The following is a 13,304-nucleotide window of genomic DNA, read 5'->3' on the forward strand; positions in this document are numbered from 1 at the left end:
GCCCCAGCGTGTGCGCCAACAAAGCCAGCTTCAGCGCGTCGTAGCGCTCCTCCAGCACATAGCGCGCGCCTTCCGCCGCCAGCACCGTCGCGCACGCACTGCCGCCCATGCCCAGCTTCTGCCCGTTCGGTCCCACCGCGGACGGCGCCACCGCCAGGTCGAAGCCCTGACTCGCGCGCCCATGCGCACGAAGCGCCTCGTCCAGCGCCCGCGCCACGAAGGCGAACCCCGCCGGGACCTCCCGCTCCCAGCGCACGCCCAGCGGCGTGGTGCTCCCCGCGAGCGTGCCCTCTTCCAGGCACACGTGCACCCGGGCATCCGCACGGCGGCGGACGTACGCGGACGTGCGCGGCGCCACAGCCGCCAACCGCGCCACGCCGCCCCACAGCACGGCGTACTCCCCGGAGAGGAACAACTTCCCCGGCGCGGAGAGGGCGCGCTCCATCAGAAGAGGTGCTCCGCCTTCAGCTCCGCGTCACCACCCGGCACGCAGCGAATCACGTCCACCGCGCCGCACGCGCGGGCCAGCGCCTCCGCGGCCACCTCGTGCGCGGCGTCCGTCAGCAGCACCGGGTTCGGTCCCGCGTCCAGCGTGAACCACACCGGGATGCCCTTCTTGCGCTGCTCCTTCAGGTGCTGGATGAGCGCCAACGTCCCAGCGTTCATGTAGCTCAGCGGCGGATTCGCCGCGAAGGACGTCGCGTGCATCCGCCACGCGTTCCGCTCACACAGCTCACCCAGGGCCTGCAAATCTCGCCGGGCGATGTGCTCGCGCACGTGCACCACCTCCGCCTCGGCGTCCTTCACCCACGCCGGGTAGTACGGGCTGGTGTCCACCGTGTGCTTCATCCCGTCCCGCGACTTCACCTCTTTCTCGCCGCGGTCGAGAATCGCCACCACCATGCGCACGTCCGGCCAGTGCGCCGCGTCGAAGCGCTGCACCGCGAAGCTGTCCTCACCATCCGGACGCTCGCCGCGCTGCCACTCGCAGAACCCGCCCTGCACGCTCCGGCACGCGGAGCCGCTGCCCAGGCGCGCCAGGATGCTGGCCGCGCGAGGCTCCGACGGCAGTCCCGCCGCCGCGCGCCCCGCCACCGCCAGCGCCGCGAAGCCCGCCGCGCTGCTGGCCAGGCCCGCCGCCATGGGGAAGTCCCCGCGCGACACCACCTTGGCCGGGCCCAGTTCGCCCTTCGCCTGTGCGCGCACCAACTCCAACAGGCGCAGCACGCGGTCGCGCTCGCTGCCCTTCGCGGTGTGCCCGTTGAGCTCCACCTGGTCGCTCGCGGCGCCGAACTCCACCGTGGTCGTCACCGACAGCGGCGACAGCGTGAGGGACAGGCTGGACTGATGCGGAAGAATCAGCGCGTCGTCCCGCTTCCCCCAGTACTTCACCAGGGCGATGTTGGGATGCGCCAGAGCTGTGGCTTTCATGGGAGGACTCACGACGCCCGCGGTCCCGCGAGCTGGCTGCTGAAGCAGCGCACGCCCAGCCGGGTGAGCTTCGTCACCACGGGCTTGGGCTCCAGGAACAGGCCAATGACGGCCCCACCATCTCCACCGGCCCCGGTCAGCTTGGCGCCCAGCGCCCCCAGCTCCCGCAACCGGTAGACCATCTCTTCCAACGGCGGCGACGACAGGCCCAGCGCCGAGAGCAGGCCCTGGTTGACGTTCATCGCGTCGCCCAGCGCCTCCAGGTCACCCGCCGCCACCGCCTTCGCGCCCTCCGAGGACACCCGCCCAATCTCCGCGAACAGGCGCTCGTAGCGCGACGGCCAGCGGGCCTGCCGCTCCCGCAGCGCCCCCACCGTCCTCTTCGTGGGGCTGCGCTCACCCGCGAGCGTCACCACCACGTGCAAGGGCCTGGGGCTCTCCACCACCTGCCCCGTCCCCTTCGCGGCCCCTGGCCTGCGCCGGTACAACACAAGCTGCTCCGCCGCGCTCGTGGTGTGGTCCACCCCGGACGGCGTGCCGTGGAACTCCTGCTCCATCGCCCACGCCACACGCGCCGCGTCCTTCGGCGTGGGCACCTTCCCCGCCGCCTGGAGCAGCAACCGCGCGCACGCCACCGACAGCGCCGCCGAGCTCCCCAGGCCCACCGCCAGCGGCAGGTCCGCCTCCAGCGACACCTTCACCGGCGGCGCGCCCGTGGCCTCCGCGGCCCGGGCGAACGCCGCCGTGAGCTGCGCCCGCTGCGGACGGCTGAGCGTGGAGGGCAACGCGAGCTGACACGCCTTGGCGGGCACGGCGCGCGCCGTCACGCCCTGCGACAACGGCCCGGCCAGGGCCGGGTGCCCGTACACGACGCTGTGCTCACCCAGCAGGATGACCTTGCCGGCGCCAAAGGCCGACAAGGATTCTGAACGAGGCGCCACGGCGTCAGACAGTGGTGCCGGTCGCGGCCGCGGCATCCTCGGCGGGGAGGCTGGCTAGCAGTTCGCGGGCCTTCTCCACCTTCACGTGGCCCGCCTTCACCAGCAGGTTGGCGATCTTCTCCACCCAGTCGCCCCGCGCGCCCGCCGTCACCGCCACGCAGCGCGCGTGCATCGCCATGTGGCCCTTCTGGATGCCCACGCTCCCCAGCGCACGGAGCGCCGCGAAGTTCTGCGCCAGGCCCACCGCCGCGAACACCATGGCGAGCTCGCGCACCGACGAGGTCTGCATCAGCTTGAGCGCCATCTGCACGCCCGGGTGGATCTTGATGGGCCCGCCCACCGTCCCCAGCGCCATGGGCAGCTCGATGCGGCCCACCAGGTGCCCCTCTTCCAGGTACCAGGTGGACAGCGGCCGGTACTGCCCGTTACGGCAGGCGAACGCGTGCGCGCCCGCTTCAATGGCACGCCAGTCCTGCCCCGTGGCGATGGCCACCGCGTCGATGCCGTTCATCACGCCCTTGTTGTGCGTGGCGGCGCGGTACGGGTCGGCTTCCGCGAAGCGGCTGGCCTGGGCGATGCCCTCGGCGATCTCCTCGGCCGGCATCTCGAAGTCCGCCAGCAGCGGGATGGGGATGCGGCACATGGCGCGCGCCAGCCGGCGGTCCGCCAGGTTGGAGAGGATGCGCAGGTACACCTTGCCGCCGGTAATCTGCTCGATGAGCGGCGCCACGCCCTCCGCCATGGTGTTGATGAGGTTGGCCCCCATCGCCTCCTGGGCGTCGACGATGAGGTGGACGATGAGCAGCGGCTCGCCGCGCGGGCCTTCCGGGGCCGGCAGCACGCGAACCTCGACGTCCTTCGCCCCGCCGCCACGCGCCACCATGGCCGGGTGGAAGCTGTTGGCCAGCGCGAGGATCTGCTCCTTGTGCGCCAGGAGGCGCTCGGTGGCCACCGTCGGGTCGCCGTAGCGTGACACCTGCACCTGGCCAATCATCAGCGACGGGTCGGCTTCACCCATGAAGCCGCCCGACTCCCGGACAATCTTCGCCGCGAAGGACACCGCCGCCACGACGGACGGCTCCTCCACCGCCATGGGCACCAGGTAGTCGCGTCCGTTGACCTGGAGGTTGAGGCCCAGCCCCAGCGGCAGGGAGAAGGTCCCCACCGCGTTCTCAATCATCTGGTTCGCCAGGACAGGCTGGAGCGCCTCCGAGCCCAGCAGTTGCTGCAGGTCCTCGGGCGTGAGCTGGAACATGCGGGAGAGGTGCGCGTGGCGCTCCTCCATCGGCAGCTTGTGGAACCCGGGGAGCCGGGACGTCACGGTGTCAGACATGTTCTTCCTTCCAGACTTCGGCGCGGCCACCCTCTACAGCGCCGCCAACCAATCCTTCAACTCTCCGGTGAGCACCCGGGGCCGCTGTCTCAGTTCAGCGCAGCTTCTGCTACCCGTCAGGACCAGCGCCTGCCGCAGGCTGGCCAGGATGACCTCCAGCGCCGCCTCCGCCGCCGCGAGCCCGCCCGCCTGCTGCGCGCGGAACAACGGCAGCGCCATGCCCGCCAGGTCCGCCCCCAACGCCAGCACCTTCGCCGCGTCCAGTCCCGTGCGGAGGCCGCCGCTCGCCACCAGGTGGACGTCCGGGCCCACGGCCCGGCGCACGGTGGCCAACGCCGCCGCCGTGGGGATGCCCCACGCGCTGAACTCCGCTCCCAATTGTGCCTGTACGCCCGACGCGCGAAGTTGTTCCACGCGCACCCAGGACGTCCCGCCCAGGCCCGACACGTCGAGGTTGCGCACGCCCAGGTCCACCAGCCGCCGCGCGACGTCCGGGCCAATGCCGCAGCCCGTCTCCTTCACCAGCAGCCGGTCGCCAAAGGCCCGCACCAGCAGCTCCACCACGCGGTAGCCGCCCTGGAAGTCCCGGTCGCCTTCCGGCTGCGTCAGCTCCTGCCCCGCGTTGAGGTGCAGCGCCAGCCCGTCCGCGCCGATGCCGTCCACCAGCCGACGCGTTCCGTCCACGCCCAGCCGGATGGCCTGGAACATGCCGATGTTGCCCAGGAGCGCCACCGTGGGCGCCACCTGCCGCACCTGGAAGGACGCGGCCCGCGAGGCGTCCTCCGACATGGCGCGTTGGCTGCCGACACCAAAGGCCAGGCCGTGGCGTTCGGCGAGCAGCGCCAGGTCGCGGTTCACCGCGCCCGCACGCTCCGTCCCACCCGTCATCCCGGTGACGAGCAGCGGGGAGCGCAGCCGCTTGCCCAGGAAGGCCGTGGACAGGTCCACGTCCTCCACGGCCATCTCCGGCATCGCGCAGTGCACCAGCTTGACGCACTCCAGCAGGGTGCTGTTTCCGGTGGGTTCGACGTCGCCCGTGGCGCAAAGGTCGAGATGCGCGTCCTTGCGTCTGGCTGTGAGGTCTTCGCCCATCTCGTTGGAGTCCGGTCCGCCCAGGGGGCCACGGCGCGTAAGTGCCCGAATGACCGAGGTTTCCTAGCAAGCACGGCGGCCAAGGCGCAAGCCAAAGGGTCCGGGCGGTCAGTCCCGGCGTGTGGGTGGACGCTGGCGCCTTGTGGGCGGTATGAGCGCGGCGTGAACCCCTCCCCGACCCACGTGGTTGTCTTCCTGCACAGCGGTGACTACGACCGCGTGCATCAGGGCCTGTCCATCGCCGCAGCGGCCGTGGCGTCTGGCCGCAGGGCGGAGGTGTACCTCTTCTGGTGGGCCCTGGAGCGCTTCCTCGATGGGGCGCTCGACGACCCGGACTTCACGGGTCGCGACGACGTCACCCACCGCTTCGAGTCGCGCGGGATGCCCACGCTGCGCGCCCTCCTCACCCACCTGACCGATTCAGGACTTTTCACCCTGGCCGGGTGCACGGGCTCGCTGGGCGCCCTCGGCGCGGAAGCGAAGGCGGACGCCAGCGGCATCGTCTTGTGGCTGGGCTGGAGCGCCATCCTCCAGCGCACCGCGGGCGTGACGGACCGCTTCTACCTCTAGATTAGATGCCCATCTTGACGCCCACGATGACGGTCCGAGGCGCGTTGGGCCGCGCGCCGTAGGGACGGCGCGACACCACGGCCTGCTCGTCCAGGATGTTGCGCGCGCTCAGGTACAGCTGCCCCCAGCGGGAGAAGTGCCAGCTCGCGTTGACGTCGAACGTCAGCAGCGCGTCCGTCCGCTGCTCCGGCGGCGCCTCGCCCTGCCCCGCCTGCTCGCGCATGGCATCCACGTAGAAGGCGCTCAGGGCCAGGCCACCCCACGCCGTCTCCACGCCCGCGGTGGCGTAGAGCTGGTGCCGGGGCACGTAGGGCAGCTCGTCGCCCGCGCGCACGTTGCCGAACTGCGGGTCCGCCGACTGGAAGTCCTCGCGCAGCCGCGTGCGCGTGAAGGTGTAGGACAGCGAGACGGGGAACGTCACGCCACCACCCGGGCGGAAGGTCTTCTCGCCGAAGACCTCCAGGCCGTAGATGAAGGCCTTGCCCGCGTCCGTCTGTCGGTCCAGGTCGTCGTTGAGGCAGCCGCTGGAGAACGTGCAGATGTCGGTGAGGTTCGAGTAGTCGTTGAAGAAGCCCACCGCCTCGAGCCGCTCGCCACGGCGGGTCCACCGCGCGCCAGCCTCATAGTTGATGCTCTTCTCCGGCAGCACCGCGTCCGGCTGTCCAGGCGCCGGGGGCGAGAAGCCACGATAGGCGCCCGCGAACAGGCCCAGCTCGCGCGTCAGCGCGCCGTAGACGCCCATGCCCGGCATGAGCACCTCCACCGCGCCGCTCGCCTCGGTGCCCGTCAGGTGGTTGCGCGAGGCCGAGCGGATGATCTCCATGCGCACGCCCGGCGTCAGCACCAGCGGGCCCCAGCCGATGGCGTCCGTCGCGTGCAGGGCGATGGCGTGCGTGGAGTCCTTGTTGTCGGCCGTGGTGTACGTGGGCTCGCTGGTCCGCACGAGCTGGCCGCCCTGCATCAGGAAGGCATCCTCGGTGTGGAGGCGGCGGATGCTGTCGTAGTGGAAGCGCGCGCCCAGCTCGAGGTTGTGGCTCAGCGGCCCGGTGGTGGCCGTCCAGCGGGCGACGCTCTGGAGCCCCTGGGACACGTAGGTGCGGTCGTTGGGGCCGATGAGCAGCGCGTCCTGGGTGGACGCCGTGTCCAGCTCGCCGGTGAGCACGCCGTAATAGATGGCGTTGCGCGCGCTCGTGGGGTCCGCCAGCACGCTGGCGATGGAGGCGCCGCGGAAGCGGTTCACCTTGCGCCACGCCCGGCTCAGGTCATGCCGGTAGACGGACGTCGTCACGGCCAGCCCGCCCGCCTCCAGCTCGTGGCTGAGCACCACCTGCGTGCGGTGCCACTTCATGTGGTCCAGGGCGCTCGCGACGTAGCGGCGCAGCGGCGCGGCGGCGAAGTCCGCGCTGCTCAGGCCCAGGTACGTCTCGTTCGAGTCCTCGTCCGAGTAGCCCAGCTTGAGCTGGAGCGTCTGGCGCACCGGGCCCTCGGGGACGAGCAGGTAGCGGCCCTTGGCCATCCACTCGTTGCGGGTGAAGCCCGTGTCGCCGCCCACGGTGTCCAGCTCCTTGAAGCCGTCACTGCGCAGGTGGACGCCTTCGAGCAGGAAGCCCGCGCGCTCGGTGCTGGCGCCGAAGACGCCGTGGGCCTTGCCGTAGAGGTACTCGCCGCCCGCCACGTCCAGCCAGGCGGACTCGGAGGCGGGGATGTCCCGGGTGAGGAACTCCACGGAGCCGCCCACCGTCTGCGGTCCCTGCTGGATGGCCGAGGGCCCCTTGAGCACGCGGATGCGCTGCATGCGCGTGGCCAGCGGGAAGTAGTAGGCCGCCGGCGCGGAGTACGGCGCGGGGCCGAAGAGGACACCGTCCTCCAGCAGGGTGACCTTCTTGCTGCGGTCCGGATTGACGCCGCGCAGCCCCACGTTCGGCCGCAGGCCGAAGCCGTCCTCGCCGCGGGAGTACACTCCGGGCACCGTCTGGAGGATGGCGGCCGGGTCATCGCGCTCGAAGCGCTCCAGCTGCGCGGGCTTGAGCACGTGGATGGAGCCGCTCGTGCGCGCCTCCGAGGTGCCCACCACCACGCTCTCGAATTTCTTCTCCACCGCCTCAGGTGAGGGCTCCAGCACCAGCGGCTCGCTCGCGGGGGCCTCGGTGGCCAGCGGCGCGTCGCCCACGGGCGCCTGCGCGGGCTCGGCCAGCCGCGGCGCCTCGGCGGCGACGTCCTCCACCTGCGACGGCTCGGGAGCCACGGCGGCGGCGGCGTCCTGGGGCGGCTCGGGAGCCACGGCGGCGGCGTCCTGCACCTGCGACGGCTCGGGAGCCACGGCGGCGGCGGCGTCATGGGGCGGCTCGGACTGCGCCGCGGCCGGGGAGGCCCATGCCAGCAAGAGCGCCGGAAGTGTCCAGCTCCGCGCCCACATCAGCTTCTGCTCGAACAGTGCCATCTGAAGCGTTTCGACCTTGTCTCGACCGGGATGTCCGACGACTCAAAAAGCCAGGAGCCGGGGAGGGTGGCCCGCCCGCGCGCGGACCGCCATCCCCGGCTCCTGCTTCTACACTGCGTCAGCGATTACTGCTTCTCGACAGGGCCGCCGATGACGATCTTTCCATCCGTCTGGATGGCGATGCCGCGAGCGGTCTCCTCGGTGGCCGCGGTCGCGACGTTGATCTTCGCGATGCCGCTGGTGCCGAAGGTCGGGTCCAGGTTGCCATCGGTGGTGAAGCGCGCCACCACCATCTGGTTGTCGCCACCCTCGTTCACGAAGCCCGCCGCGTAGATGCGGTTCTGCGTGTCGAAGGTGACGGACCAGAAGCGGTCGTCCGCCGTGGCGGAGATGGGCGTGGCCTTGACCACCTCCGTGCCCGTGCCACCCGTCGGGATGATGGCCAGGATGGCGTCGACGTTCCCGCTGCCACCGGCGCGGTACCCCACCGCGGCCGCCCAGTTGCCGTCCGCCGACTTGGCCACGCCAAAGAAGGCCTGCTCCGGGCGCTCGAAGCCGTAGGTCTTGTAGCCTTCCGGCGCGAAGGTCGTGTCCGGCTGGCCGTCCGGCGTCTGCATCAGGAGGAGGGCCTGGATGTTCTGCGCGCTCGGCGTGCCGCTGCCCACGTGCAGGACGCGGTCGTCGTTCAGGACCACCAGGTTGCGGCCGCGGTCATTGTCACCGGCCAGGTCCAGCACCACCGCGCCGCCCGTACCCCACGTCGGGTCCAGCGCGCCCGTGGCGGTGTAGCGGAAGGACACCAGGTCCACCGTGCCAGAGGACGCGGAGCGGCCGTAGCCGGTCGTCACGTAGCCGCCGTTGGACTGCAGGCCCGCGGCGTAGGCCTCCGCCATGCCCCATTCGGGGTTCGACTCACTCTGCGCCTGGAACGGCGCGGACGTCACGACGCCCTTCCAGCCGAAGGTGTCGTCCGCCTTGCCGTCGTCGTTCAGGCGCTGCAGCACGATGCGGTTGGCCGCCTGCGCCCCCACGCCCGTGGGCATGGACGTGTAGCCGGACGTCATGATCTTCCCGTCCGGCTGGATGAAGCCGTAGCGCATGCCGTCGTTCAGGTTGGACAGGTTGAGGACGCTGAACCCGTTGGGCGTCTGGGCCGAGCCGAACGTCGTGTCCAGCGCGCCCGTCGCCGTCAGCCGGGCCACCACGCGGTCGGTGTCCGCGCGCGTGCCGTCCGCGCGCTTGTTGCCGAACAGCACGATGCGGTCCGTGGCGTCCACGCGCACGTCCCACAGCGAGTCACGCGTGCCGTCGCGGCCGGTGCCGAAGTCCACGTGCGTCACGCCGCCCGCACCGAACGTCGTGTCGTGCGTACCATCCTCGTTGAAGCGGACCACCGCGATGTCGCTGTCCAGCGGGCCGGTGCCAGCGTCGGGCGGCGGGTTCGTGCCCGAGTCCGGGGTCGTCCCGGCATCCGCCTGGGTGCCCGCGTCGGGCGTCGGGGTCGGCGTGGGCTCATCGTCGCCACAACCCGTCATGCACGCCAGCGTGAGCGCCAGCGCGGCCCCACGCACCAGGAAGCTGCGGTGCTTTACCGTCTTCAACATGATGTCTTCCCCTCCTCGGGATCCACTCGAACTGCAAACGATAATCGTTATCAGTTTCGTCGCGGTGGCCTCGTACTCCGAAGACCCCGGCGGGTCAACACCCAAGCTGTGGGGACGAACACGTTTCTTCTGGAAATTTTGAAGTTGATTGTCATTAACAACATCGGCGTGGTAGCGAGCCGGGCCATGAACACCGAGTCATCGCGCCCCCTCTACGTCCTGCGTGCGAGCGCCATCGCGCTCGTGGTTCCCGCGCTCCTTTCACTGTCGGCCTGCAAGTCGGACCAGGTGCCCGCGCCGGACGCCGGGACGGACAATCCCGACGGCACGGTGGCCGCGACGCGCGCCGCGCTGCTGGAGTCGTCCGGGGCCTGTGTGCTGCAGACGGCCCGTGAGTTCCAGACGGCGGCCACCGCGCTGCAGAGCGCCGTCGCGGCCCACGCGGCCACGCCGGAGGCCACCACGCGAGACGCCGCGCGCGCGGCCTACCACCAGGCCATGGACGTGTGGCAGGTGGCGGAGGTGATGCAGTTCGGCCCCGCCGCGCCCCGCAGCCTCCCGGGCGGCGCGGAGATTCGCGACAACATCTATTCGTGGCCCCTGGTCAGCCGGTGCGCCATCGAGGAGCAGCTCGTCAACCGCAGCTACGAGTCGGAGGGCTTCGACAGCGCGCTGGTGAGCCGCCGCGGCCTGTACGCGCTGGAGTACCTGCTCTTCTTCGAGGGCACCGACACCGCCTGCCCCGGCACCTCCGTCATCGTGTCCCAGGGCTCGTGGGCGGCGCTCTCCGCGGACGAGCGGGCCGAGCGCAAGCGGGCCTACGCCGCCGTGGTGGCCGCCGACGTCCAGCGCCGCGCGGACGCGCTGGTGAACGCGTGGGCGGCGGACCAGGGCAACTTCGCGCAGACGCTGACGACGGCGGGCTCCGGCAACGCCGTGTACCCCTCCACGCAGGCGGCGCTGAACTCCCTGAGCGACGCCATCTTCTACTTCGAGCGCGAGGTGAAGGACCTCAAGGTGGCACGGCCGCTGGCGCTGCGTGACTGCGCCACGTCCACCTGCCCCGAGCACCTGGAGTCGCAGTTCGCGGCGCGCTCGAAGGCGAACCTCCGGGCCAACCTGGTGGGCTACCGGCGCATCACGGAGGGCTGCGGTGAGGGCTTCGCTGGCACGGGCTTCGACGACCTGCTCGAGGCCTCGGGCGCCGGCGCGCTGGCGGCGAAGCTGCGCGAGCGCAACGCGGCGGCGGCGGCGGGCATCGAGGCCGTTCCAGGTGAAGACCTGGCGACGGTCCTGGCCCAGGACAAGGCCGCGGTGCGTGCGCTGTACGACGCCATCAAGAGCGTGACGGACGTGCTCAAGACGGAGCTCGTCACCGTGCTGGACCTGGAACTGCCCCAGTCCGTGGAAGGGGACAATGACTGAGGTGGCGTCCGGCGAGCGCCCCGCGTCCGGGCGCCTCTGGAAGGTGCTGCTGGCGCCGCGAGACATCGCGGCGCTGGTGGCGTTCCGCGTGGCGCTCGGACTGCTCGTCTTCGTCTCAGCGGTCCGGTTCCTCGCCCATGGCTGGGTGGACGTGCTGTTCACCGGCCCCCGCTTCCACTTCACCTACTGGGGCTTCGGCTGGGTGCCCGCGCTGCCGGCGCCGTGGATGCACGCCGTCTTCGGGGTGCTCGCGGTGCTCGGGCTCTGCATGGCGGCGGGCCTCTTCTACCGCGTGACGGTGGGCCTGCTGTTCGTCGCCTTCACCTACGTCCAGCTCGTGGACGTCAGCAACTACCTCAACCATTACTACCTGGTGAGCCTGCTCCTCGGGCTGATGCTCTTCGTACCGGCGCACCGGGCCTTCTCCGTGGATGCCTGGCGCAAGCCCGCGCTGCGCGGCGACTGGCTGCCTTCGTGGTGCACGCTGCTGCTGCGCTTCCAGGTGGGGGTGGTGTACGTCTTCGCGGGGCTGGCGAAGCTGACGGGTGACTGGCTGCTCCATGCCCAGCCGCTCAGCATCTGGCTGTCGGCGCGGACGAGCCTGCCCGTCGTCGGCCCCATGCTCGACGAGCCGTGGGTCGCCTACCTCGCGGCCTGGTCGGGCTTCCTCTTCGACACCACCATCGTCGCCTTCCTCCTCACCCGGAAGCTGCGGCCCTTCGCCTATGTCGCAGTGCTCGGGTTCCACGCGGCTACCTCCGCGCTGTTCCCCATTGGCATGTTCCCCGTCATCATGGTCACCGGGGCCCTGGTCTTCTTCGAAGCCTCCTGGCCACGGCGGCTGTTCCACGGACTGCGCGCCCGCCTGGCCCGGACGTCCGTCGCGACTTCGGCCGCCTCCGCGACGCCCGCCCTGAGCGCGCCCGGCTGGAAGAGCCAGGTGGCGCTCGGACTGGCCCTGGCCTACGCCGTCCTGCAAATCGCCATTCCGCTGCGCACCCACCTCTACGGCGGCAATGTCCTGTGGCACGAGCAGGGCATGCGCTTCTCCTGGCGGGTGATGGCGCGCGAGAAGAACGGCAGCGTGACGTTCATCGTCCGCGACCCGGCGTCGGACCGGGAGTGGCACGTCGCGCCCAGCCAGTACCTCACCCGCCTCCAGGAGCGGGAGATGTCGGTGCAGCCGGACCTCATCCTCCAACTGGCGCGGCACATCGCCCGGGACTTCGAGGCGCAGGGCAAGGGCCGCGTCCAGGTCCACGTCGACGCCCAGGTGTCGCTCAACGGCCGCCCCGCGGAGCTGCTGGTGGACCCCGACGTGGACCTCGCGCGGGAGGTGGACAGCCTCGCTCCCAAGCGGTGGATCCGCCCCGCGCCGGACTCACCGCCCATCCGCTTGCGCGCTCCGCTGCGCGGCGCGACGGCCGAGCGTCCGTAAGGCCCAACCGGCTGACGACGGCTCCTGATGCCGTCCGTGCCGGTGGAGTGGCCCCGGTGCGGCGGCCCACCAGGCGCCGTCCCCTCGTCGTTGCCGGGTCCTCGCGTCTGGTTACGTTTCCAGAGGGCCCTGCGGGCCTCCGGAAACGAGGCGGCCATGGCGCTCCATTCTTCCCACGCCGGCGCGGACCGGCCAGCGCTGCACGGCGGCGGCGGTTGGCACCGGCTGGGCAACGCGCTCAAGACGACCGTGCTGCTGGCCGGGCTCACGGCCCTGGTGCTCGTCATCGGCGACCGCCTGGGCGGACCGCGAGGCCTGCTCTTCGCCGGCGTCTTCGCGGTGGTGATGAACTTCGGCGCCTACTGGTTCAGCGACCGGATTGCCCTGGCCATCCACGGCGCCAAACCGTTGCCCTACGCGCAGGCGCCCTGGCTGCACGACATGGTGGCACAGCTGGCCTCCCGCGCGGGCATGCCGAAGCCCAAGGTCTACATGCTCCCCACGCCAGCCCCCAACGCGTTCGCCACGGGCCGCAACCCGAGCCACGCCGCCATCGCGGTGACGGCGGGGCTGATGGAGCTGCTGGACCGGCGTGAGCTGGAAGGCGTGCTGGCCCATGAGCTGGGCCACGTGCGCAACCGGGACACCCTCATCGGCACGGTGGCGGCGACCCTGGCCGGCATCATCAGCTACGGCGCGCAGATGCTCTTCTGGTTCGGCGGCTCCATGCTCAGCCGGAGCGACAGCGACGAGCGCGGCGGCCTGGGCAGCGCCTTCGCCAACCTGGGCCTGCTGCTGGTGGCGCCCATCGCCGCCACGCTGCTCCAGCTCGCCGTCAGCCGCTCACGGGAGTACGGGGCGGACCAGACGGGCGCCGAGCTGGCGGGCGACCCGGACGCGCTCGCCAATGCCCTGCTGAAGCTGGAACGGGGCGCCCAGGCCATTCCCTACGACAGGGCCCCCGCCACCTCCCACCTCTTCATCGTCAACCCGCTCCACCATGGCGGCGTCATGGCCCTGTTCTCCACCC

At 71.3% G+C, this 13,304-nt stretch carries 10 protein-coding genes and 1 pseudogene; 4 read left to right on the forward strand and 7 right to left on the reverse strand.

Annotated elements, in window-relative coordinates:
* From G4D87_RS21390 to fni, 5 genes and pseudogenes are all read right to left on the reverse strand, one after another.
* Window positions 1-445, reverse strand: a pseudogene (locus G4D87_RS21390) (mevalonate kinase family protein); the annotation flags it as partial.
* Window positions 445-1,431, reverse strand: coding sequence for a diphosphomevalonate decarboxylase (gene mvaD / locus G4D87_RS21395; protein ID WP_163783914.1), 987 nt, complete (start codon window positions 1,429-1,431; stop codon window positions 445-447). The gene mvaD and the pseudogene G4D87_RS21390, both read right to left, overlap by 1 nt.
* A gap of 8 nt (window positions 1,432-1,439) precedes the next feature.
* The gene (mvk, locus tag G4D87_RS21400; RefSeq protein WP_163783915.1) at window positions 1,440-2,372 is read right to left on the reverse strand and encodes a mevalonate kinase; all 933 of its coding nucleotides are present in this window, start codon (window positions 2,370-2,372) and stop codon (window positions 1,440-1,442) included.
* Between the two features lie 4 nt (window positions 2,373-2,376).
* A complete protein-coding gene (locus tag G4D87_RS21405) occupies window positions 2,377-3,705 on the reverse strand; it encodes a hydroxymethylglutaryl-CoA reductase, degradative (RefSeq protein WP_163783916.1) in 1,329 nt (442 codons plus the stop codon).
* Window positions 3,706-3,738: 33 nt separating this feature from the next.
* Entirely contained in the window at window positions 3,739-4,797 is a 1,059-nt protein-coding gene (fni, locus tag G4D87_RS21410) for a type 2 isopentenyl-diphosphate Delta-isomerase (protein ID WP_163783917.1), read from the reverse strand.
* Window positions 4,798-4,980: 183 nt separating this feature from the next.
* Between fni and G4D87_RS21415 the strand changes: the two genes are divergently transcribed.
* A complete protein-coding gene (locus G4D87_RS21415) occupies window positions 4,981-5,367 on the forward strand; it encodes a hypothetical protein (RefSeq protein WP_163783923.1) in 387 nt (128 codons plus the stop codon).
* Window position 5,368: 1 nt separating this feature from the next.
* On the opposite strand, the gene G4D87_RS21420 is transcribed toward G4D87_RS21415, so the two are convergent.
* Entirely contained in the window at window positions 5,369-7,807 is a 2,439-nt protein-coding gene (locus G4D87_RS21420) for a TonB-dependent receptor domain-containing protein (protein ID WP_163783918.1), read from the reverse strand.
* A gap of 125 nt (window positions 7,808-7,932) precedes the next feature.
* The gene (locus tag G4D87_RS21425; RefSeq protein WP_163783919.1) at window positions 7,933-9,411 is read right to left on the reverse strand and encodes an NHL repeat-containing protein; all 1,479 of its coding nucleotides are present in this window, start codon (window positions 9,409-9,411) and stop codon (window positions 7,933-7,935) included.
* A 186-nt stretch (window positions 9,412-9,597) separates the two neighbouring features.
* Between G4D87_RS21425 and G4D87_RS21430 the strand changes: the two genes are divergently transcribed.
* From G4D87_RS21430 to G4D87_RS21440, 3 genes are all read left to right on the forward strand, one after another.
* Window positions 9,598-10,836, forward strand: coding sequence for an imelysin family protein (locus tag G4D87_RS21430; RefSeq protein WP_240358474.1), 1,239 nt, complete (start codon window positions 9,598-9,600; stop codon window positions 10,834-10,836).
* The gene (locus tag G4D87_RS21435; RefSeq protein ID WP_163783921.1) at window positions 10,829-12,274 is read left to right on the forward strand and encodes an HTTM domain-containing protein; all 1,446 of its coding nucleotides are present in this window, start codon (window positions 10,829-10,831) and stop codon (window positions 12,272-12,274) included. The genes G4D87_RS21430 and G4D87_RS21435 overlap by 8 nt, the downstream gene beginning before the upstream one ends.
* Before the next feature lie 156 nt (window positions 12,275-12,430).
* The coding region (locus tag G4D87_RS21440) for a zinc metalloprotease HtpX (RefSeq protein ID WP_163783922.1) at window positions 12,431-13,304 on the forward strand (874 nt) is incomplete at its 3' end.

The sequence above is a fragment of the Myxococcus vastator genome (assembly GCF_010894475.1).
Classification (GTDB): domain Bacteria; phylum Myxococcota; class Myxococcia; order Myxococcales; family Myxococcaceae; genus Myxococcus; species Myxococcus vastator.

Coding starts and splice junctions, on each gene's coding strand:
- mvaD (WP_163783914.1), bottom strand. CDS start 1,431: ATGAAAGCCACAGCTCTGGCGCATCCCAACATCGCCCTGGTGAAGTAC.
- G4D87_RS21405 (WP_163783916.1), bottom strand. CDS start 3,705: ATGTCTGACACCGTGACGTCCCGGCTCCCCGGGTTCCACAAGCTGCCG.
- fni (WP_163783917.1), bottom strand. CDS start 4,797: ATGGGCGAAGACCTCACAGCCAGACGCAAGGACGCGCATCTCGACCTT.
- G4D87_RS21420 (WP_163783918.1), bottom strand. CDS start 7,807: ATGGCACTGTTCGAGCAGAAGCTGATGTGGGCGCGGAGCTGGACACTT.
- G4D87_RS21425 (WP_163783919.1), bottom strand. CDS start 9,411: ATGTTGAAGACGGTAAAGCACCGCAGCTTCCTGGTGCGTGGGGCCGCG.
- G4D87_RS21430 (WP_240358474.1), top strand. CDS start 9,598: ATGAACACCGAGTCATCGCGCCCCCTCTACGTCCTGCGTGCGAGCGCC.
- G4D87_RS21435 (WP_163783921.1), top strand. CDS start 10,829: ATGACTGAGGTGGCGTCCGGCGAGCGCCCCGCGTCCGGGCGCCTCTGG.